16 protein-coding genes are annotated in these 22,284 nt (G+C 62.2%); 11 read left to right on the top strand and 5 right to left on the bottom strand.

Annotated features, from left to right (window positions below; genetic code table 11):
* The first annotated feature begins 37 nt into the window (after window positions 1-37).
* The 11 genes from DUT91_RS18095 (at window position 38) to trxA (ending at window position 17,172) form a co-directional block, all read left to right on the top strand.
* The gene (locus tag DUT91_RS18095) at window positions 38-1,855 is read left to right on the top strand and encodes a sensor histidine kinase (protein WP_114441912.1); all 1,818 of its coding nucleotides are present in this window, start codon (window positions 38-40) and stop codon (window positions 1,853-1,855) included.
* Window positions 1,855-2,337 (top strand): HPr kinase/phosphorylase, encoded by a 483-nt coding sequence (locus DUT91_RS18090; protein WP_114441911.1) that lies wholly within the window; start codon window positions 1,855-1,857, stop codon window positions 2,335-2,337. Before DUT91_RS18095 ends, DUT91_RS18090 begins: the two co-directional genes overlap by 1 nt.
* Window positions 2,338-2,575: 238 nt before the next feature.
* Window positions 2,576-2,977 (top strand): PTS sugar transporter subunit IIA, encoded by a 402-nt coding sequence (locus DUT91_RS18085; protein ID WP_114441910.1) that lies wholly within the window; start codon window positions 2,576-2,578, stop codon window positions 2,975-2,977.
* Between the two features lie 13 nt (window positions 2,978-2,990).
* Complete coding sequence (locus tag DUT91_RS18080; protein ID WP_114441909.1) at window positions 2,991-3,299, top strand: HPr family phosphocarrier protein; 309 nt, start codon at window positions 2,991-2,993, stop codon at window positions 3,297-3,299.
* Between the two features lie 177 nt (window positions 3,300-3,476).
* Window positions 3,477-4,877 (top strand): adenosylhomocysteinase, encoded by a 1,401-nt coding sequence (ahcY, locus tag DUT91_RS18075; protein ID WP_114441908.1) that lies wholly within the window; start codon window positions 3,477-3,479, stop codon window positions 4,875-4,877.
* A gap of 318 nt (window positions 4,878-5,195) precedes the next feature.
* Window positions 5,196-7,760, top strand: coding sequence for a PAS domain-containing sensor histidine kinase (locus DUT91_RS18070; RefSeq protein WP_114441907.1), 2,565 nt, complete (start codon window positions 5,196-5,198; stop codon window positions 7,758-7,760).
* A 15-nt stretch (window positions 7,761-7,775) separates the two neighbouring features.
* On the top strand, window positions 7,776-9,314 hold the full coding sequence (gene tsaE, locus DUT91_RS18065; RefSeq protein ID WP_114441906.1) for a tRNA (adenosine(37)-N6)-threonylcarbamoyltransferase complex ATPase subunit type 1 TsaE: 1,539 nt from the start codon (window positions 7,776-7,778) through the stop codon (window positions 9,312-9,314).
* Between the two features lie 2 nt (window positions 9,315-9,316).
* Entirely contained in the window at window positions 9,317-10,045 is a 729-nt protein-coding gene (locus DUT91_RS18060) for a nucleotidyltransferase family protein (protein ID WP_114442089.1), read from the top strand.
* Between the two features lie 4 nt (window positions 10,046-10,049).
* Window positions 10,050-13,187, top strand: coding sequence for a double-strand break repair protein AddB (gene addB, locus DUT91_RS18055; RefSeq protein WP_114441905.1), 3,138 nt, complete (start codon window positions 10,050-10,052; stop codon window positions 13,185-13,187).
* Window positions 13,184-16,717, top strand: a complete 3,534-nt coding sequence (gene addA / locus DUT91_RS18050; protein ID WP_114441904.1) for a double-strand break repair helicase AddA — start codon at window positions 13,184-13,186, stop codon at window positions 16,715-16,717. Before addB ends, addA begins: the two co-directional genes overlap by 4 nt.
* Before the next feature lie 131 nt (window positions 16,718-16,848).
* Entirely contained in the window at window positions 16,849-17,172 is a 324-nt protein-coding gene (gene trxA, locus DUT91_RS18045) for a thioredoxin (protein ID WP_114442088.1), read from the top strand.
* A gap of 122 nt (window positions 17,173-17,294) precedes the next feature.
* Here the strand turns inward: trxA and DUT91_RS18040 are convergent, their stop codons facing one another.
* The 5 genes from DUT91_RS18040 to trpB all read right to left on the bottom strand — a co-directional run bounded on the left by DUT91_RS18040 (window position 17,295) and on the right by trpB (window position 22,252).
* On the bottom strand, window positions 17,295-18,626 hold the full coding sequence (locus tag DUT91_RS18040) for a bifunctional folylpolyglutamate synthase/dihydrofolate synthase (RefSeq protein WP_114441903.1): 1,332 nt from the start codon (window positions 18,624-18,626) through the stop codon (window positions 17,295-17,297).
* 28 nt (window positions 18,627-18,654) lie between these two features.
* Complete coding sequence (accD, locus tag DUT91_RS18035) at window positions 18,655-19,590, bottom strand: acetyl-CoA carboxylase, carboxyltransferase subunit beta (protein WP_114441902.1); 936 nt, start codon at window positions 19,588-19,590, stop codon at window positions 18,655-18,657.
* A gap of 117 nt (window positions 19,591-19,707) precedes the next feature.
* Window positions 19,708-20,547: a tryptophan synthase subunit alpha gene (trpA, locus tag DUT91_RS18030; RefSeq protein WP_114441901.1), complete on the bottom strand. Its 840-nt coding sequence runs from the start codon at window positions 20,545-20,547 to the stop codon at window positions 19,708-19,710.
* Window positions 20,544-21,023 (bottom strand): hypothetical protein, encoded by a 480-nt coding sequence (locus DUT91_RS18025; RefSeq protein WP_114442087.1) that lies wholly within the window; start codon window positions 21,021-21,023, stop codon window positions 20,544-20,546. The genes trpA and DUT91_RS18025 overlap by 4 nt, the downstream gene beginning before the upstream one ends.
* 8 nt (window positions 21,024-21,031) lie before the next feature.
* Window positions 21,032-22,252, bottom strand: coding sequence for a tryptophan synthase subunit beta (gene trpB, locus DUT91_RS18020; RefSeq protein ID WP_114442086.1), 1,221 nt, complete (start codon window positions 22,250-22,252; stop codon window positions 21,032-21,034).
* Window positions 22,253-22,284: the final 32 nt, after the last annotated feature.

Below are 22,284 nucleotides of genomic sequence, written 5' to 3'. Positions count from 1 at the left end.
CTGAGGCGGGGGCTGAACAGGAATCACGATCCGCATCATGGTGGCAGAAGCCGAGAACAGTGCCGTCACAGGCGTTAGCAGGGAACGTCGCGCGCGCCGACAGCGCTCGCTTCTGCTGCGCCGTCTGTTTTCACCGGCGCGCCATCTGCTCGGTCACTATCTCTTTTCCAGCCTGACGCGCCGTATCCTGTTTCTCAATCTGGCGGCGCTGGCGGTGCTGGTTTCCGGCATCATGTATTTGAACCAGTTCCGCGACGGGTTGATCGACGCCAAGATCGAGAGCCTGATGACCCAGGGCGAGATCATCGCCGGCGCCATCGCGGCATCGGCGACGGTCGATACCAACTCGATCGCCATCGATCCGGAAAAACTGCTCGAGCTTCAGGCCGGACAAAGTATCACCCCCTCCCCCGATTCACCCGAGAACTGGGAATTCCCCATCGATCCGGTGCGTGTCGCGCGGCTGTTGCGGCGGCTGATCTCTCCCACCAGCACGCGCGCCCGCATCTACGACAGCAACACCATTCTGCTGTTCGATTCGAGTCAGCTCTACTCCACCTATTCGGGCGGAACGGTTTCGGGTGGGCAGGTGCTGCGCTACGATCTTCCGCCGGTGGAAGACGAGGAGCCCGGGCTTTTCACTCGCCTCAACAATTGGCTTTCGCAATTCTTCTATCTCGGCAATTTACCGCTCGATCAGGAACAGCCGGGCGGCAATGGCGCGGCTTTCCCTGAAGTGGTCAAGGCCTTGACCGGTTCTCCTGCCTCGATGACCCGCCGCAACGATCTGGGCGAACTGGTCGTTTCCGTCGCCGTGCCCGTGCAGCGTTCGCGCGCCGTGCTCGGCGTGCTGCTGCTCTCGACCCAGGGCGGCGACATCGACAAGATCGTGCAGGGCGAACGCCAGGCGATCTTCCGTGTCTTTGCGGTTGTTTCCGTTGTCATGGTGATCCTGTCGCTGTTCCTGGCTTCGACCATCGCTAATCCGTTGCGCAAGCTGGCCGCCGCCGCCGACCGCGTCCGCCACGGCGTCAAGAACCGTGTCGAAATACCTGACTTTTCCGATCGGCAGGATGAGGTGGGCCATCTCTCCACCTCGATCCGCGACATGACAAATGCGCTCTATGCCCGCATCGACGCGATCGAGAGTTTCGCCGCCGATGTCAGCCATGAGCTGAAAAACCCGTTGACCTCGCTCCGCAGCGCCGTCGAGACGCTGCCGATCGCCAAGACGGAGGAGTCCCGCAAGCGCCTGCTCGATATCATCCAGCATGACGTCCGCCGTCTCGACCGGCTGATCACCGATATATCGGATGCTTCGCGCCTGGACGCCGAACTGGCGCGCGAGCATTCGGAAAAGGTCGATCTCAAGGCGCTTCTCACCAATCTGGTTTCCACGGCGCAGGAAGTGCAGCGAAACAAGTCGGGAACCAACATTGAATTGAAGGTCGGCAAGCTTCCACAGGGACGCAAGGGCTTTTTTGTTGCCGGACATGATCTGCGGCTGAGCCAGGTCGTCTCAAATCTTGTCGAGAATGCACGCTCCTTCGTGCCCGACGACACGGGAAAGATCATCGTTTCGCTCCGTTATTCCGGCAATCGGGTTCAAATCCTCGTCGAGGACAATGGTCCCGGCATCAGCGCCGAAAATATCGAGCGTATTTTCGAGCGCTTCTATACGGACAGGCCCTCGCCGGAAGCCTTCGGCCAGAATTCGGGCCTCGGTCTTTCCATCAGCCGCCAGATCGTTGAAGCGCATGGCGGCACGCTGACGGCAGAAAACATCCTCGACCCCGCCTCTCCCGAGCATTATCTCGGCGCGCGCTTCATTGTCGATCTGCCGGCTGCGTCGTGATGGCCGGCGGTATCGGCGAGAATGGCAATTTCCAGAATGTTCACGCCACATCGCTTCTGGTCGCCGACCGTGGCGTCCTGATCACCGGTGCGTCCGGTGCCGGTAAGTCGGCGCTGGCATTTGCGTTGATCGCCATGCAACGCTCTGCTGGACGCTTTGCCGCGCTTGTATCGGATGACCGCACCGTGCTGCGCGCGGCGAATGGCAGGCTTCTGGCATCGCCGCCTGAAACGCTCGCGGGCGGTATCGAGATACGCGGCGCGGGATTGTTCGCCATGGCGCATGAAAAGACCGCTATCATCCATCTCTTGGTCGATCTGGCGCCTCCTGAAGAGGCCGTGCGCTATCCCGACGGCGCGCAGCGCGCCCTCTGCGGTATAAAGCTGCCGCTGCTCGTGCTGCCCGCTCAGCAAAGCGAATCGCTGGCCGCCGGCCGCGCCGTCGAAGCCGCACTTTTCATGCCGCCATGGCCTTTCGGCTAGCCTGAAGCCGTATGAACTCGCGGCAGGGTTAAGGATAACGCAAGGTGAATCACCCCTTGTCTTGCTGCGCTGCGGCATATCGGCTAAATCAAGGCGTGCGTGAGATTTTTCGCTTGATATCACATTTTCGGCTGTCAAGATGTGCAACCTGCCGGAGATGGGTGTCATCCGGTGGTCACGGGCGCTTGCGGGGTTGTTATTCATGTCGATGCGAGCGCATGACGGGAGCAGTTTGAGAATGATCGGACTCGTGCTTGTGACGCACGGAAGGCTGGCCGTAGAGTTTCATCATGCAGTCGAGCATGTTGTCGGTCCCCAGGAACATTTCGAGACGGTTTGCATCGGTGCGGAAGACGACATGGAACAGCGTCGCCGCGATATCGTCGATGCGACGGAGCGCGCTGATCAGGGCCGGGGTGTCATCATCCTGACCGACATGTTCGGCGGGACTCCTTCCAATCTGGCGATTTCCGTGATGAAACCAGGAAAGATCGAAGTCATTGCCGGGGTCAATCTCCCCATGCTGATCAAGCTTTCCAGCGTCCGCATCGCCGGCGAGATGCAGGTGGCGCTGCGCGAGGCGCAGGACGCCGGCCGCAAATACATCAATGTCGCAAGCCAGGTCCTGACGGGGAAATAGCAGGCAAATGTACATGTGCAATCTTGCCACCGGAACCTATGATGAGGCCACGGCGCTCAGGCGTTCGTTCGAGATACTGAACAAACGAGGCCTGCATGCGCGCGCCTCGGCGAAATTGGTTCAGCTCGTCGATGGTTTCGATGCGCATGTCCGGGTTAAAAAGGATGGCGTCACGGTAGGCGGCACGTCCATCATGGGCCTGATGATGCTCGCCGCCTCGCCTGGCTGCTGCATTGAGGTCAGTGCGTCGGGGGTCCAGGCGAAAGAGGTTCTGGATGCCCTGCAGGAATTGATAGAGAACAAGTTCGGCGAAGAGGCCTGAGCAACCGGATCTCATCTCGGCATCCATATGCACGCATAAAGATTTCTTTATGTCCCATTGTGCGTTTCCCCCCGATCTGCTAGGCAACAGCAACCATCACGCATGAGTGGCGCACGAGCGCTGTTTGCCTGCGCGTACTGATTACTGTCTGTTGAATTGTTCTGATTGGAGCACGAGATGACCACCAAGCACGATTTTGTCGTCAAAGACATGAGCCTCGCCGACTGGGGCCGTAAGGAAATCGAGATCGCCGAAACCGAAATGCCGGGCCTGATGGCTTCGCGCGAGGAGTTCGGTACGTCGAAGCCTCTCAAGGGCGCGCGCATCTCCGGCTCGCTGCATATGACGATCCAGACGGCTGTCCTGATTGAAACGCTGCAGGCGCTGGGCGCCGAGGTGCGTTGGGCCTCCTGCAATATCTTCTCCACGCAGGATCACGCCGCTGCGGCGATCGCGGCCGCCGGAACGCCGGTTTTCGCCATCAAGGGCGAGACGCTGGAGGAATATTGGACCTACACCGATCAGATCTTCCAATGGCCGGACGGCCAGCCCTCCAACATGATCCTCGATGATGGCGGCGACGCCACCATGTACATCCTGATCGGCGCGCGCGCCGAGGCGGGAGAGGACGTGCTCTCCAATCCGGGCAATGAGGAAGAGGAAATCCTCTTCGCGCAGATCAGGAAGCGCATGGCCGCAACGCCGGGCTTCTTCACGAAGCAGCGTGACGCGATCAAGGGTGTGACGGAAGAGACCACCACCGGCGTCAACCGTCTCTACCAATTGCAGAAGAAGGGCCTCCTGCCCTTCCCGGCGATCAACGTCAACGACAGCGTCACCAAGTCGAAATTCGACAATAAATATGGCTGCAAGGAATCGCTGGTCGACGGCATCCGCCGCGGCACCGACGTGATGATGGCCGGCAAGGTGGCCGTCGTCTGCGGCTATGGCGATGTCGGCAAGGGCTCTGCCCAGTCGCTGCTGGGCGCCGGGGCGCGCGTCAAGGTCACGGAAGTCGATCCGATCTGCGCGCTGCAGGCCGCCATGGACGGTTTCGAAGTGGTCACGCTTGACGATGCCGCGCCGACCGCTGACATCATCATCACCACGACGGGCAACAAGGACGTCATCACGCTCGACCATATGCGCAAGATGAAGGATATGGCCATCGTCGGCAATATCGGCCATTTTGACAATGAGATTCAGGTGGCCGCCCTGCGCAATCTGAAGTGGACCAACGTCAAGCCGCAGGTCGACCTGATCGAATTCCCTGACGGCAAGCGCCTGATCCTGCTTTCCGAGGGCCGTCTGCTCAATCTCGGCAATGCTACCGGCCACCCGAGCTTCGTCATGTCGGCCTCCTTCACCAATCAGGTGCTGGCGCAGATCGAGCTTTATACCCGTCGCGAAAACTATGCCAACGAGGTTTATGTCCTGCCAAAGCACCTCGACGAAAAGGTCGCGCGCCTGCATCTCGCCAAGCTCGGCGCCAAGCTGACGGTGCTTTCGGACGAGCAGGCAGCTTATATTGGTGTCGCTCCACAGGGGCCGTTCAAGTCCGAACACTACAGATATTAACCACGTTTTAAATATCTACCACATATGGATGCCGGGCGGTTGACAAACTGCCCGGCATTTATTTTTGCCCCATGCCTCCTTCACGGCGATTCGCCATAAGAGTATTTTGAAGTGATTCGAGGCGTCGGCGGCACTGAATCGTGTCTGCGGATGGGGATGATCCTGGAGCGCCAAGCGTCCCTGGGGTGGATAAAAGGTGCTGCGGCTCATTGAATCTGCGCATCGGCTTTGGGAAAACCCGGAACGGGTTTTCAGGTCGATGCGTTAGCGTAGGTCAGAGCGGTCTTGGCTGGAACAAGGCGGCGGAGAGGACAGGACATGCCAGACGATTGCCCGTCACGGGGCGTTTGGAAACATATTACCGCGTATGCGAGGATACGCGGTCCTTATCTGGCTTTTACGCGCGCGAAGCGATGGCGTGTGCAAGCGCTCCGTGCGGGCGTGGCCGGCTCGGCTTTGTTGCCGGCGACTGCCGCATGGGCGCAGATCACTGAACCCTTCGGCAAGATCTCGACCCCCTTCGGCCCGTCGCTCGGCGCCTTCGAAGTCATCCAATTTGCCATGTTTCTAGGCGCCATGGGCGCCGCCTTGCTCTCGGCTGGCTGGCTTATCCGCGACCGCGGCAAGATCGCCGAGGAAAATGCGACGCTGCGGGCCAAGTTTGCCGATCTAAGCTATGCCGCCCAGCGCAGCGAGGCGCTTCTTAACCTGAAGGACCAGCGGATCGTCGTTTGGGACGGCAGCGATAGAAAACCTGAAGTGGTGGGTAGCCTGCCGGTGGAAAGCAGCGCGCCGCAGGATCGCGCCGGATTTCTCGCCTTCGGCCGCTGGCTCCGGCCCGATTCCGTGGCGGCGCTGGAGCGCGCGGTCACCGCTTTGCGCGAGCGGGCGCAATCTTTCGATCTTGTCATCGAGACGGTGAATGGAACGCCGCTTGACGTGCAGGGTCGCACGTCGGGAAGCTACGCGATCACCCGCTTTATCAGTCTTGAGGGCGTGCAGGCGGAGCGGGCCTTTCTGCAGACGGAGAACCGTCATCTCTCCGAAGCGCTCGCCACCTTGCGCGGGCTTCTCGACACGCTCGACCTGACCGTGTGGACGCGCGATGCCCAAGGCCGTCTCAATTGGGTCAACAAGGCATATGCCAAGGCAGTCGACGCGGCGGATAGCGCCGAGGTCGTCGCCCAGGGACACGAGCTTTTCGGCACCCAGGCCCGCCAGCGCATCGAGCGCGAACGCGCGACGCTGGCTCGGTTCCACGACCGTCTTTCCACGGTTATCGGTGGCGACAGGCATATGTTCGAGGTGACCGATGTGGCTGGTGCGGCGGGCTCCGCCGGCGTTGCCGCTGATGTCAGCGAAATCGAGCAGGTGCGCGAGGAACTGCAGCGTACCGTACGCAGCCACGCGGAGACCCTTGACCAGTTGAACACTGCCGTCGCCATTTTCGATCCCGATATGAAGCTGCAATTCTTCAACCAGGCCTTCACCAAGCTTTGGGCGCTCGATACGGCATTCCTGGAGGCGCAGCCGAGTAACGCAATGCTGCTCGACAGGCTGCGCAGCGAAGGCAAGCTGCCGGAGCAGCCGGAATGGCGCCGCTGGAAGGATTCAATGCTTTCGGCCTATCGCGCCGTCGATCCACAGGAGCATTGGTGGCATCTTCCCGACGGGCGCACACTGCGCATCGTCGCCAATCCGCATCCCAAGGGCGGCGTCACCTGGGTATTCGAGAACCTCACCGAAAAGTTCGACCTCGAAAGCCGTTATAACACGCTGATCAGGGTACAGGGTGAAACGCTCGATCATCTCGCCGAGGGCGTTGCGGTCTTCGGCTCGGATGGTCGCATCCGGCTTTCCAATTCGGCCTTCGCCAAGCTTTGGTCGCTCCCCGCCAATCTGACGGTCGAGGGAACGCATATCTCGTCCATCCGCACCTTCTGTGAAAGCGGTTCGGACCCCGTGCTGTGGGAAAATTTCGTCGCCACGGTGACGGGCGTTGCCGACACGCGGGAAGGCGAGGCCGGCCAGATCGAGCTGGCGGCGGGAACCATCCTGTCATTTGCGCTGGTGCCGCTGCCCAAGGGCCAGACCATGATGACCTTCGTGGACGTGACCGACACGGTGCGTGTCGAGCGCGCGCTGAAGGACAAGAACGAGGCGCTCGAGCTTGCGGATCAGATCAAGAATGATTTCGTCCAGCACGTCTCCTACGAGCTTCGCTCGCCCTTGACGAACATCATCGGCTTCACCGAGTTGCTGCAGACCCCATCCTTTGGTGAGCTGAATGAACGTCAGCGCGAATATCTTGATCATATCGGCACGTCCTCGTCGGTGCTCCTGACAATCGTCAACGATATTCTCGATCTCGCCACCGTCGATGCCGGCATCATGGAGCTGGACATCGACGATGTGCCGGTTGCCGACACCGTCGCCGCTGCCGCTGATCGCGTCGGTGACCGCCTGCGTGAGCATGATATTTCTCTCAAGGTCGATTTGGCCCACAACATTGGCTCGTTCCGGGGGGATGCCAACCGCGTTCGCCAGGTGCTGTTCAACTTGTTGAGCAATGCGGCGAATTATGCGCCGGAGGGCTCGACGATCCTGCTGACCGGCAGGCGTGAAGATGCCGAGATTGTCTTCTCCGTTCACGATGACGGGCCGGGAATGCCGAAAGACGTGCTCGATACCGTGTTCAAGCGTTTTGAGCCGCGCAACAATGGCGGCCGCCGCCGTGGCGCGGGTCTCGGCCTTTCCATCGTCAAGAGTTTCGTCGAGCTGCATGGCGGCTCTGTCGAGATCGATACGGCGGAAAACAGGGGCACGACCGTCATCTGTCGCTTTCCCGTCGAAGCCCGGGCTTTCCGAGCAGCAGCGGAATAGAATGTCAGCAGCCGCATGAAGGTTCTTGAAATTACGCTGGCTAACGAATCGGAGACTGCCGGCTTTGGCGAAGATTTCGCACTGGCATTGTCCAAGGGCGATCTGGTCACATTATCCGGCGATTTGGGGGCTGGAAAGTCCACTTTAGCACGTGCGATCATTCGTAAGCTGGCTAATGATACCGCTCTCGACGTACCAAGTCCGACCTTTACGCTCGTTCAATCCTATCCGGATCTGCGGCTGCCCGTCGCCCATGCCGACCTCTATCGCCTGTCATCGGGTTCGGAACTGGACGAGCTCGGCCTCGATGAAGCCTTGGATGAGGGTGTCGTGCTGGTCGAATGGCCCGAGCAGGCGCAAGGCTATCTCCCGGCGCCGGCATTCGCGGTGAAGCTTCTCCATGAAGGCGAGGGACGCAAGGTCGTCATCGAGTCGCATGGAGAGCCGCAGCAGCGGCTGGCGCGGTCGCTCGCCATCCGGCGCTTCCTCGATCGCAGCGGGCGAAAGAGGGCCGGGCGCCGCTATCTCTTGGGCGATGCCAGCCCACGCGGCTACGAAACGGTCATGGGATCGCATGGCCTCGAAATGTTGATGAACGCTCCGCCGATGCCCTATGACCCGCCGGTCAAGAACGGCAGGCCCTATCGCCAGATCGCGCATCTCGCCGAGAACATCTTCGCCTTCGTCGGCATGGACCGGCTCTTGCGGGCAAAAGGCTTCCATGCGCCGGACATTCTCGCGGAAGACCTCGATAATGGCCTTCTCCTGATCGAGCATATGGGAAACGACGGGGTACTCGACGCCGGGGGCAAGGCTATCCCCGACCGCTATGAGGTCTGTGCCCGGCTCCTTGCCCATATCCACCGCACGCAATGGCCTCGGCAGACGCCGGTTGCCGATGGGACCGTCCACACCATCCCCGATTTCGACCGCGATGCGATGATGATCGAGGTCGAGCTCCTGAGCGCATGGTATGCGCCGCGTATGACCGGAAGGACGCTGGACGACGACAGGAAAGCTTCCTTCGAGGCGGCGTGGGACGCGGTGTTCGCGCATCTCGACGGTGCTGAAAAAAGCCTGACCTTAAGGGATTTCCATTCGCCCAACATCATCTGGCGCGGTGCGGCTGAGGGTTTCGACCGTATAGGCCTGATCGACTTCCAGGATGCGATGATCGGCCCCGCCGCCTATGATCTGGCATCGCTTGCACAGGATGCGCGGGTAACGATCGAGCCAGAGCTGGAAAACAGCCTTTTCCAGGCCTATTGCGACGAGCGGCTGAAGCTTGGCGGGACCTTCGACGCGGAAAATTTCCGCGCGGCCTATGCGATCATGTCGGCGCAGCGCAACTCCAAGATCCTCGGCATCTTCGTTCGCCTGGATGAGCGCGACGGCAAGCCTTATTATCTCAAACACCTGCCACGCATCCGCGCCTATCTCCAGCGTTCGCTTGCCCACCCCGTGCTCGCTCCCGTGCGGATGTGGTATGAGGAAAACGATCTGCTGCGCGACACCGAATCAGGGCGCAGCGAAAACGTACAATTGATGGGATGAACATGATTGCTGGCACATCCATTCCGCAGACGGCGATGGTCTTGGCGGCAGGGTTGGGCAAGCGCATGCGGCCGATCACCGACACCATCCCCAAGCCGCTCGTCCCCGTGGCCGGCAAGCCGCTGATCGACTGGGGGCTCGACGCATTGGCGTCCGCGGGCGTGCCGCTGGCGGTAGTCAACGTGCATTATCTCGCCGGCAAGATGGAAGCCTATCTGATGACCCGCGCAAAGCCGCAAATCGTCATCTCCGACGAGCGCGAAGAATTGCTCGATTCGGCCGGCGGCATCGTCAGGGCATTGCCGCATCTGGGCTCGGAACCATTCTTCATCATCAATGCCGATACGTTCTGGGTCGACGGCGCTACCTCCAACCTGCGCCTTCTCGCCGCGAACTTCGATGAAACCCGCATGGATATCCTCCTCATGGTGGCAGCGCCGGGGCAGGCCACGGGCCATACCGGACGTGGCGATTTCACCATGGACAGGGAAGGGCGCCTGAGGCGTTTCAGCGAAAGCGCGGGTTCTCCGTTCATCTATGCCGGCGCGGCGATCGTGCACCCCAGGGTTTTCGCAGGCGCGTCGGACGGTCCGCAATCCCTCAACCGCTATTTCGACCGCGCCATCGCCGAAAACAGTCTTTTTGGCATGCAGATGGAGGGCCTGTGGCTGACTGTCGGCACACCAGACGCCATCGGTGAAGCGGAGGCCGTGCTCGCGGCAAAGGTATGAAGGCATGATGGCAAAGCGGCCGCCCCGCCTGTTTTCCATCGCGCCGGGAACGCCGTTTCTGCCCACGCTGGTTCGCGCGCTTCTCGAGGGTACGCTGATCCCCGGTTTCCCCGGAAAGACCGCCGACCCATTGACGCTGTCAACCGCAACCATCTACGTGCCGACGCGCCGCGCCGCCCGCACCTTGCGCTCGCTCCTGGTCGAAATGAATCCGGCTAAATCGGCAATCATGCCGACGATCCGCCCGTTGGGCGATGTCGATGAGGACGCGGCGATCTTCGATGCTGATCCCAGGGGTTTTCTCGACCTTGCTCCGGCAATCGGCGGCGCGGAGCGGCTCCTGCTTCTCGCGCGACTGGTGCGGCCATGGCGGGAAAGCCTGCCGGCGCATGTCCGCGCGCTATTCGGCAATGAGGATGTAGCGGTTCCCGCCACCACGGCCGATGCCATCTGGCTTGCCCGCGATCTGGCCGATCTGATGGATCAGGTGGAGACGGAAGGTGCAAGCTGGACGGAACTGGCCGCGATCACCCCTGACGAACTCGCCGATTGGTGGCGCGTGACGCTCGGCTTCCTCGATATCGTCACCCGCCTCTGGCCAGATATTTTGACGGAACGGCAGCGCTCCAACCCTTCCGCCCATCGTAACCGGCTGATCGCGCTGGAAGCGGAGCGGTTGCGCCGCCATCCGCCTGCAGGTCCCGTCATCGCGGCCGGCTCCACCGGCTCCATCCCGGCGACGGCGGAGCTCATTTCCGTCATCGCGAGCCTCCCCAACGGGGCAGTGGTGCTGCCGGGCCTAGATCGCGATCTCGATGCGGACTCCTGGGACATACTGAAGGAGGTTAAGGCCAATCCCTCAACCTTCGGCCACCCGCAATTCGGCCTGCGCAAGCTGATCGCCCATGTCGGATCTTTCCGCGATGACGTCGCGCATCTCGGCGCCACGCCTCAGGAAAAACGGATGCGAGAGCGCATCGTCAGCGAGGCGTTGCGCCCAGCCGAGACGACCCACGCCTGGGGCAGCCTGATGCTCGATCCGGCGGAACGCACCGCCGCCATGTGGAGTGTCGCGCTCATCGAAGCGGCAAACGAGCGCGAGGAGGCGCTGGCAGTCGCGCTGGCGCTGCGCCATGCCATCGAGCATCCGGACCGCACGGCGGCGCTGGTCACCGCGGACCGCGATCTCGCCCGCCGCGTCTCGGCCGAACTCGCCCGTTTCGATATCGAGGCGGACGATTCCGGCGGACGGGCGCTACGCGATACGCAGGCCGCGACGCTGTTCCGCCTGGCTCTGGAGACGGTGTTCAATCCCGGCGATCCCGTGGCGCTGCTGGCGCTGGCAAAGCACCCGCTGGTCAGCGTCGGAGGGGAGCGGGCGCAAATCCGCCGGGCTGCGGAAACGCTGGAACTCGTCGCCTTCCGCGGTGGCACGGGCAGGGCTTCGATCACCGATCTGCCTGAATTCTTCGACCGGCGGCTCGCGGAAAGCGCCGCGCGCTCCTATCGCCCTTCCTGGCAAGAGACCGTCGATCGGACAATGATCGCCGAAGCGCGCGCCCTCTGCGTGGCGCTGTCCGAGTCCGTCGCCGCGCTCGCCCGCATGGCCGGGACCGGACAGGTCGATATGGCGACAATCATCCGCGCCAGCGTCGAAGCGCTGGAAAATCTGGCGCGAGACGAGAGGGGAAGCGTCGCAACGCTTTATGAGGGCGAGGCGGGCGAGAAACTCGCCTCCTTCCTGCGCAATCTGGTGGCGGCGGAATCGGGCCTCGATTTCGATATCCGGGAATGGCCAGCGATCGCCGATGCGCTGATCTCGGGCGAGACGGTCAAGCCACGGCCGGGCGGCCATCCGCGCCTGTTCATCTGGGGTGCGCTCGAAGCCCGTCTCCAGACGGTGGATACCATGGTCATCGGCGGGCTCAACGAGGGCACATGGCCGGGCAAGACCCGCAACGATCCCTTCATGTCGCGTCCGATGAAGGCGGCGATCGCGCTGGAGCCGCCCGAGCGGCGCACCGGCCTTGCCGCGCATGATTTCCAGATGGCGCTCGGCATGGATCGTGTGGTGTTGTCGCGCGCCCAGCGCTCCGCCAATGCGCCGACCGTGCCGTCGCGCTGGCTGCAGCGGCTGGAAACGGTGCTAGGCGCCGACGAGACCAACGCGCTGCGGTGCAGGGGCGCGCGCTATCTCCACTGGGCGCGCGAGCTCGATGCCGCGCCCGATGTGCCTTTTGTCTGGCGGCCGGAGCCGGCGCCGCCCCTTGCGGCTCGGCCCAAGCATTTCTCGGTAACGGAAATCGAGACCCTGCGTCGCGATCCTTATGCCATCTTCGCCAAGAAGATTTTGCGGCTCCGCCCGCTCGAACCGCTGATCCGCGATCCGGCGGCAGCAGAGCGCGGCACGCTGTTCCACGATATCCTAGGCGCTTTCACTGAAAGTCGTAACGATCCCATGGGGCAGGGGGCCGAAGCCGCCTTGTTCGACCTGGCGAGGCGCTTCTTTGCAGCCGCCGCCCTGCCCTCCGAGATCGAGGCGGTGTGGTGGCCGCGCTTTGCGGCGCTGGTTCCCGAGTTTCTGCGCTGGGAGCGGGAGCGCGCGCATCATGTCGTCGAGCGCCACGCGGAGATCGCCGCGCACGCGCTGGAGGTGGACGGCCAGGGCGTCACGCTCTCGGGTCGCGCCGACCGGATCGATTTGATGCGCGGCGGCTCGGCCGAGATCATCGACTACAAGACCGGCTCCACCCCCTCGCGGCGTCAGGCGCATGTCCTGCTTTCGCCGCAGCTTGCGCTGGAGGCAGCGCTTCTCGCGCGTGGCGCCTTCCGCGAGACGGGCGCGATACCGGCATCGGACCTGCTCTATGTGCGCCTGCGCGGCAATGGCGCGGTCGAGCCGGAATCGGTCCTGACGCTCGGTGGCAAAGCCAGGAGCGAGAAAACCGCGCCCGAGCTTGGCGAGGAGGCATGGCGGCGGCTGGGCGAGCTGCTTGCGGAATATGCAAAGCCTGGAAAAGGCTATCTCTCCCGCGCGCTGCCCTTCCGCGAGACCGACCTGACAGGCGATTACGATCATCTCGCCCGGGTGCTCGAATGGTCGGCCGGTGGCGGCAATGGAAATGGCGAGGGCGGCGAATGAAGAAGCTTCCGCCGATTCCGCAGGAAACGCTCGCCGCCCAGGCGCGCGCCGCCAATCCGCACGATTCCGTCTGGGTTTCGGCCAATGCCGGCTCGGGCAAGACCCATGTTCTGACCGAACGCGTCATTCGCCTGCTTCTCGAAGGCACCGACCCGTCGAAGATTCTCTGTCTCACCTATACCAAGGCGGCGGCGGCGGTGATGCAGAACCGCGTCTTCAAGCGCCTCTCCGAATGGGCGATCCTACCCGACGAGGCGCTTGCCGAAAAGCTTGCCCAACTCGATGGCAAGCGTCCGGGTGCATCGCGCCTTGCCGTTGCGCGGCGGCTCTTTGCCCGCGCGCTGGAAACGCCGGGCGGCCTGAAGATCCAGACCATCCACGCCTTCTGCGAGGCGATCCTGCACCAGTTTCCGCTGGAGGCGAATATCGCCGGCCATTTCGAGCTGATGGACGATCTGATGCAGGTGGCGCTGGTCGGCGAGGCGAGGCGCCAGCTTCTGGAAAATGCCCGCACGGAGGCGCATCCGGGACTAGCGCAGGCCTTCGCCGATGTGCTGAGCGCCGGCGGCGAGATGGGCTTGCAGGCGCTGCTCGACGAAGCAATCAAATCCCGCCACGCCCTTCAGCATTTCATCCGCGAAGTCGGCGGCAATGAAACCCGCAAGCCCCTGTTCTACGCCTCCTTCGGCTTTTCCGGTGATGAGCGGGAGGAGGACATTCTGGAGCAGGTCTGGCCACTGACGGAATTTCCCGATGCTGTGCTCGACCGGATCCTGGCGATCCAGAAGGGCGCCACGCGGGCGCAGGATTTCGCCCTGCAATTGCGTGAGATGAAGAAGGCGTCGACCACGATCGACCGGGAAGCCATCCTGCGCCTTGCCTTCCTGAAATCGACGGGCGAGCCGAAGGCCGGAAACTACATCTGCTCCAAGCCCGTCATGGCTGTTTTGCCGGATTTCGAGGAAAATTTCGACCGTGTGGCGGCGCGCGTCCATGAAGCGCTCGACCGGCTGAAGCAGTTGCGTCTCATCCGGCTCAATCTTTCCGCCTTCGTGCTGATCGACGATCTCCTGAGGCGCTATCAGGCGATGAAGCGCAGCCGTGGATTACTCGATTTCGACGATCTCATCACCCGCACCGTCTCGCTTCTCGCGCGTGAAGGAGCGGGCCATTGGGTTCAATACAAGCTCGATCGCGGCATCGATCATGTTCTGGTCGACGAGGCGCAGGATACGAGCCCCGATCAATGGCAGGTCATCCGCATGCTGTCGGCGGAGTTCTTTGCCGGCGCTGGCCAGCGTGGTGTAAGGCGCACGATCTTCGCGGTGGGGGACGAGAAGCAGTCGATCTATTCCTTCCAGGGTGCTGTTCCGGAAGATTTCGCGGCCTCTGGCAAGGCGGTGGAGAAAAAGGCGAAGGCGGCGGAACTGACATTCGAAGGCGTCAACCTCAATTTCTCCTTCCGCTCGAGCCCTGATGTGCTTTCAGCCGTCGATCTCGTCTTCGAGCGGCCGGAAGCCTATCGCGGCCTTGGGCTCGAGCCGGGTCCGACGCAGCATGACGCCATCCGCCGCGATGCGCCGGGTGAGGTCGAGATATGGGACATGCTGACGCCGCAGGCGGTCGAGGAACCGGAGGACTGGCGCATACCCGTCGATCATCTGGCCGCCCCCGCCGTCAAGCTTGCCGAGCAGATCGCCGCCACTATTCGACACTGGCTCGACAAGGGCGAGATCATTCCCGGCCAGCAGCGCAAGCTCGAGGCGCGCGACATCATGGTGCTGGTGAGAAAGCGCGACCAGTTCATGCCGGCCCTGTCGCGGGCGCTGAAGAACCTCGGCGTGCCGGTCGCGGGCGCCGACCGGTTGAAGCTCACCGACCATATCGCCGTCAAGGATCTGATGGCGCTTGGCCGCTTCGTGCTGCAGCCGGCCGACGATCTGTCCTTGGCATCCCTTCTGAAAAGCCCGCTTTTCGGCTGGGATGACGAAAGGCTGTTCGCGCTCGCCCATCCGCGCGCTACCTACCAGACGCTGTTCGAGCGCATGGGGCGCGAGGCGGAGGGAGATCCGGCGCTTGGCCTCATTCACGAGACATTGCGGCGCTGGCGCAACCAGGCCGATACGATGCCGGTCTTTGAGTTCTATGCCCGCATTCTCGGCGCGGACGGTGCACGGCGCAAGCTTCTCGCCCGGCTCGGGCCGGAAGCAGGCGATGTCATTGATGAATTCCAGAATTATGCGCTGGCCACCGAGCGGACCGGCCTGCCGGGCCTTCAGGCCTTTCTCGAAACGCTGGATGCGGCGACGCCCGAGATCAAGCGCGAGCTCGACCAGAACCGCGACGAAGTCCGCATCATGACGGTTCATGCGGCCAAGGGGCTGGAAGCGGCGGTGGTTTTCCTCATCGATCCCGGGAGTGCTGCTTGGACGGCCAACCGCGCGCCCAAGCTCATTCCCTTCGACATGAAGGAGCCGGAGGGCTGGGAGGGCAGGGGGTTCGTCTGGCAGCCCAATGCCGGTTATGAAACAGCCTTCACCGCTGCCCTTATCGCCGGGCTCAAGCGCCGTTCCGAGGAGGAATACCGCCGTCTGCTCTATGTCGGCATGACGCGGGCCGAGGACCGGCTGATCATCTCAGGCTATCGCGGTGTGCGCGACGGCGGCGAAACCTGGCATCGTCTCGTTGCCGATGCCCTGGCGGAAAAGTGCCAGACGGTCGATCACCCCATCGAAGGCGTGGTGGCGAAGCGCTACCGCAAGACCGAGCCGGGCGAGATTGTGATCGGCGAAAGGGAGGAAGCCGTGGCTCCGCGCCCCGATCCATTGCCCGAAAGCTACCGCAACGCCATGCCGCGCGAGCCAGGCCTTCCACGCCCGCTCTCGCCATCGGGCGCATCCGTGCTGATCGAGACCAACGACGAAATGCTAGTCGGACCCGGCTCGCCGGTGCTGGCGCCGGATGAGGCGGCGTCCGGCTTTGCGATCCGGCGCGGCACCGTCATCCACAGCCTGTTGCAGCGCCTGCCCGATCTGCCGGTTCATGAAAGACCGGCTGTTGCGGAGCGCTATCTGGCCCATGCCGCCGCCGACTGGCCGGACGCCGAGCGGCAGAAGGCGCTGGCTTCGGTCTTCGCCGTGCTGGACAATCCCGCGTTTTCGCCTGTTTTCGCCGAGGGATCGCGCGCGGAGGTCGAGATCATGGGCACGTTGACGCTGCGCGGCAAGGAGCATGCGGTTTCCGGCAAAATCGACCGTCTTTCGGTCGAAAACGGCCGGGTCACCATTGTCGATTACAAGACGAATCGCCCCCCGCCGCGCGATTTGACCCAGGTTCCCGACGCCTATATCGCGCAGCTCGCCCTCTATCGCGCGCTGCTCCGGCCGCTTTATCCCGGCCTTTCCGTAGAGGCGGCGCTGCTCTTCACCGAGGGGCCGCACATCATCGCGATTCCCGCCGAGGCTATGGACAAGGCCCTTAAGCAAGTCCAGGAAATGTGCGAGGCGGTTTCCCGTCCGCACCGCGCGTAAAAAACAAAGAGCTAGAGCGACCGCTCCAGCCGACCTTGAAAGCCTCGCGCACTCGTGAGAAACAGAAGCTTGACGCGCGCGGTGAAACTCACCACATGATGCGCAACAGTTTCATCGCAAAGGAAAGCCAGATGGCAACCGTAAAGATCGACAACAGCAATTTTCAGTCTGACGTGCTTCAGGCAGAGGGCCCTGTCGTAGTGGATTTTTGGGCGGAATGGTGCGGCCCATGCAAGATGATCGCGCCGGCACTTGAGGAAATCGCGACGGAAATGGCTGGTCGGGTCACCATCGCCAAGGTCAATATCGACGAAAACCCGGAACTCGCCGCCCAGTTCGGCGTGCGCTCGATCCCGACGCTTCTCCTGTTCAAGGACGGCGAGCTTGCCGCCAACATGGTCGGCGCCGCGCCGAAGAGCCGCCTGTCCGACTGGATCAAGACCTCGGCTGCGTAACCGGCGGTACGCTTGAAATGATAAAGCCCGGTTTCGGCCGGGCTTTTTTACGTTTTCCTCGAGGATTTTTGTAGCATTCTTCCCCAAAAATGGGCGAAAACGGCTGCCGTTTTTCCCATATTTCAGCTTGGCGGCGTTTCATTATCTGCAAGAACGTCACCCGCCAGATAGAGCGAACCGCCGATGAGGATGCGCGGTGGGATATCGTTGGGGTCCCACGTGTCGCGCAGAAGCTTCAACGCATTCTCCACGGAATGGACAGGCTCGGCGGAAAGCCCCGCCTCTTCCGCCGCCACGGCGAGCGCCTCATGCGCAATACCCGCGTCGCTTGATTGTATCGGCACTGTGAAGACATGCCGCGCCATGCCGGCGAAAGCCTTGAAATAGCCCACGGGATCCTTGGTGTTGATCATCCCGGTGATCAGGAACAAAGGCCGCGACGAGCGTTCTTCCAACTCGGCGAAGGCTTCCGCGATAACGGCGCCCGCCCCCGGATTATGCCCGCCATCGAGCCAGATTTCGGCATCCGGCACCGCCACGTCGACAAGCCGCCCATGGGTCAGGCGCTGCATCCGCGCCGGCCAGTCCACCACGGTCATCGCCTTTTCGACGGCGCGATCGGGAATGTCGAACCCCGCGATGCGCACCGCTTCGATCGCCGCGGCGGCATTGGCAAGCTGGTGGCGTCCGACGAGGCGCGGCAGCGGCAGATCGATCAGGCCGGTCTCGTCCTGATAGACCATGCGGCCATGTTCCTCATAGGCGAAATAGTCCTGCCCATAGATGGAAAGTGGACAGCCAAGCCGTTCGGCGGTTTCCATCATGACCATACGCGCGTCGTCACTATCCTGAAAGCCGATGACCACAGGACAGCCGCGCTTGATAATGCCGGCCTTCTCCGCCGCAATCAGCTCGACCCGGTCTCCCAGATAGGATTGATGGTCGAGCGAAACCGGCATGATCAGCGAGACCGCCGGTTCGGGAATGACATTAGTGGCGTCATACCGGCCGCCAAGCCCCACTTCCAGCACGACCGCATCGGCGGGATGCTCGGAAAAGAGGACGAAGGTGACGGCGGTGAGGATTTCGAAGACGGTGATCGGCCGGCCGGCATTGGCCTCCGCCACGCGCGAAACCGCTTCGGCCAGCACGTCGTCGCGCACCAGCCTGCCGCCGCCGGGTTCGCCGAGCCGGTAGCGCTCGTGCCAGTTGACGAGATGCGGCGAGGTATGGACATGGACAGTGAGCCCGGCGCATTCGAGCAAAGCGCGGGCGAAGGCGCTCGCTGATCCCTTGCCGTTGGTCCCCGCGATATGGATGACCGGCGGCAGCTTCAGATGCGGATTGCCCAGCGCGTCAAGGAGCCGCGTGATGCGGTCGAGCGACAGGTCGAATCCCTTGGGATGCAAACCGAGAAGCCGCTCGATTTCCTGCTCGGCGGTTTTCAATGCCATGACATCAGAGCCTTTCCATGAAAGGTCTCTAGGCAGCGACGTTGCCAGCCGCCGGGTCGGACGCGCTGTTTGGGACGGTATCGGCCTCTTCCACCGGCTTTGCAATTTCGGTCGCAGGCTGCTTCATCATCATCTTGAGAATGCGCGCGATAGTCGTTTTCATCTCGAGCCGCGAGACGACCATGTCGACCATGCCGTGTTCCATCAGATATTCGGCGGTCTGGAAGCGCTCGGGCAGCTTTTCACGGATGGTCTGCTCGATGACGCGCGCGCCGGCAAAGCCGATCAGCGCGCCAGGCTCGGCGATATGCACGTCGCCCAGCATGGCATAGGACGCCGAAACGCCGCCGGTGGTCGGATTGGTGAGCACCACGATATAGGGCAGGCCCGCCTCTTTGAGCATTTCCACCGCCACCGTGGTGCGGGGAAGCTGCATCAGCGACAGGATGCCTTCCTGCATCCGGGCGCCGCCGGAGGCCGAAAACAGCACCATCGGACGCTTCTGTGCGATCGCCGTCTCGAATCCCTTGATGATCGCCTCGCCAGCCGCCATGCCGAGCGAGCCGCCCATGAAACCGAATTCATGGATGGTTGCGACGATGGGCAGGCCCTCAATGGTGCCCAGCGCATTGATGATGGCGTCATCGAGGCCAGTGCGCGCGCGATAGTCCTTCAGGCGATCAACATAGCGCTTTTCGTCGCGGAATTTCAGGGGATCGGCGGCAACTTTGACGCCTTCCAGCACTTCATATTTGCCTTCGTCGAAGAAGAAGCGCAGCCGGTCCCTGGCCGGAATCCGCATGTGATGGCCGGAAGCGGGGATCACCCACTGGTTGCTCTCGAGATCCTTGTGGAACACCATTTCGCCGGTCTCCGGATCCTTGATCCAGAGATTTTCCGGCATTTCGCGGCGACCCAGCATCGAATTGATCTTGGGCCGGACGTAATTTGTGATCCAGTTCATGATCCCGTTTCCGTTTGTTCAAAAGCAAGTCCAGGAAAAGTGGAAACCGGTTTTCCCTCCGGACTTGCGTAAACTAAAGACTAAGAGCGGGAACCGCTCTTATTTGAATTTAAGCGCTTATTCGGCAGGAGCAAGGCGCGCGGCGCGAATCCCGGTGGAAAGGCCGCGCACCATGGTGGCGACTGCTTCCGCCGGATCCGCGACGAGCGAACCGTCGGGCCGGATCGTATTGGCGACCGCGTTGACGATGGCCGTGCCGACAACGACGCCGTCAGCCGATGCGCCGATGATCTTCGCCTGCTCCGCGGTCTTGACCCCGAAACCGACGCAGACGGGAAGCCCGGTATGCGCCTTGATGCGGTTGACCGCGCCGGCCACCTTCGACGTGTCGGGCAGCGCCGATCCGGTTATGCCGGTCATGGAGACGTAATAGACAAATCCGGACGTGTTCTCGAGCACCTTGGGCAGGCGCTTTTCATCGGTGGTCGGCGTCGCCAGCCGGATGAAGTTCATCCCGGCCCTCAAGGCGGGAATGCAGAGCTCCTCGTCCATCTCCGGCGGCAGATCGACGATGATGAGGCCGTCGATGCCGGCCTGTACCGCTTCTTCCAGGAAGCGTTCGACGCCGTGGATATAGATCGGATTGTAATAGCCCATCATCACGATCGGCGTGGTATCGTCGCCTTGGCGAAATTCGGCCGCCATGGCCAGCGTCTTGACCAGCGTCTGTCCGCTTTTAAGCGCGCGCAGCCCCGCCGCCTGGATGGCCGGGCCATCGGCCATGGGGTCGGAGAACGGCACGCCGAGTTCGATGATGTCGGCGCCCGCTTCAGGCAGCGCCTTCATGATCCTCAGCGATGTTTCGTAGTCCGGGTCACCGGCCATGAAATAGGTGACGAGCGCCGGACGCCCCTCCTGCTTCAATGCGGCGAATTTCCTGTCGATACGTGTGGTCATACTGTGCCCCGTGGCATGGTGCGCGTCAGATAGTCGGAGATGGGTTTCCCGGACATTGCCGTTTCCATCCATGCGCGTCGTTCAAAATCGATAATTCCCAGTTCCCAGACACAGGCCATGAGCAGGGGTTCGGCGGGAATGAAGTGGGGCTCGCCGCTGAGCTTCGACCGCCACAGCATTTGCGTGGCGATGTCACCCTCGATCCACCAGTGAAGAAGCAGCCAAAGCCCTTCCTGTCCCTGATGAAGAATGGCAAAACCTGCACCGCGATGCTTGGTTTGCGCCAGCTTCTCACCTGTCGCTTCAATCAGCGCGCGTGCCTTCTCGATCGTGGCCGGTGCGATCGGCTTAGCCGGGTCGGACTCGATAAGGCTGAGCTTGATGCTTGCCGGGCCGCAGTCCACAAGGCCGTCGAACCATGCGGCGCGCGGCTGATAAGCGGATGTGTCGGATATATCGATGGCCGGCTGGCTCATGGTCGCGATCAAATCTCCATGCCGAGCATCTGCCCGACAGTATGCACGTCCTTGTCGCCGCGTCCGGACAGATTGACGATCATGATCTGGTCCTTCGCCATGGTGGGCGCAAGCTTGACCGCATAGGCGATGGCGTGGGCGGATTCGAGCGCCGGGATGATGCCTTCGACGCGCGTGGTAAGCTGGAAAGCGTCGAGCGCCTCATTGTCGAGGATCGGCACATAGGAAACACGGCCGGTATCGCGCAGCCAGGAATGTTCCGGGCCGACGCCGGGATAATCGAGCCCGGCCGAGATCGAATGGCCGTCGAGGATCTGGCCGTCCTCATCCTGCAGGAGATAAGTCCGGTTGCCGTGCAGCACACCAGGGCGTCCGGCGTTCATCGAGGCGCAATGCTCGTTGCCATCGAGACCATGTCCGCCGGCCTCGATGCCGTAGATCTTCACGTCCTTGTCGTCGAGGAACGGATGGAAAAGACCGATGGCGTTGGAGCCGCCTCCGACAGCCGCGACGAGGGCATCCGGCAGGCGGCCTTCCCGATCGAGGATTTGCTGGCGCGCTTCGATGCCGATGACCGACTGGAAATCGCGGACGAGTTCGGGATAGGGGTGCGGGCCCGCCGCCGTGCCGATGAGATAGTAGGTATCCTCGACATTGGTGACCCAGTCACGCAGGGCCTCGTTCATGGCGTCCTTCAGCGTGCCGTTTCCGGCGCTGACAGGCTTTACCTCCGCGCCGAGCAGCTTCATGCGGAATACGTTCGGCTTTTGCCGCTCCACATCGGTCGCGCCCATATAGACGACGCAGGGCAGGCCGAAGCGCGCCGCGACCGTGGCGGTCGCCACACCATGCTGGCCCGCGCCGGTCTCGGCGATGATGCGCGTCTTCCCCATGCGCTTGGCGAGCAGGATCTGGCCAAGGCAATTGTTAATCTTGTGGCTGCCGGTATGGTTCAGGTCTTCGCGCTTGAAATAGATCTTCGCGCCACCAAGATGCTTTGTGAGACCTTCGGCATAGTAGAGCTTCGACGGCCGTCCGGCATAGTGTGTCGAGAGATCCTGCAATTCCGCCTTGAACTCCGGATCGTTCTTTGCGGAATCATAGGCCTCCTGCAATTCCAGGATCAGCGGCATCAAGGTTTCGGCCACGAAGCGGCCGCCGAATATACCGAACATGCCCTCTTCGTCAGGACCCGTCTTGAATGAATTTGGTTCAGCCGGCTTGTTCAACACTCGCTCCATCGTATCAAGGCCGATTTCAG

This window comes from Paramesorhizobium salinisoli, assembly GCF_003335045.1.
In the GTDB taxonomy this organism is placed as follows: domain Bacteria; phylum Pseudomonadota; class Alphaproteobacteria; order Rhizobiales; family Rhizobiaceae; genus Paramesorhizobium; species Paramesorhizobium salinisoli.
The sequence above is the reverse complement of the archived record's forward strand: the minus strand, read 5'-3'. Positions and strand labels throughout refer to the sequence as shown.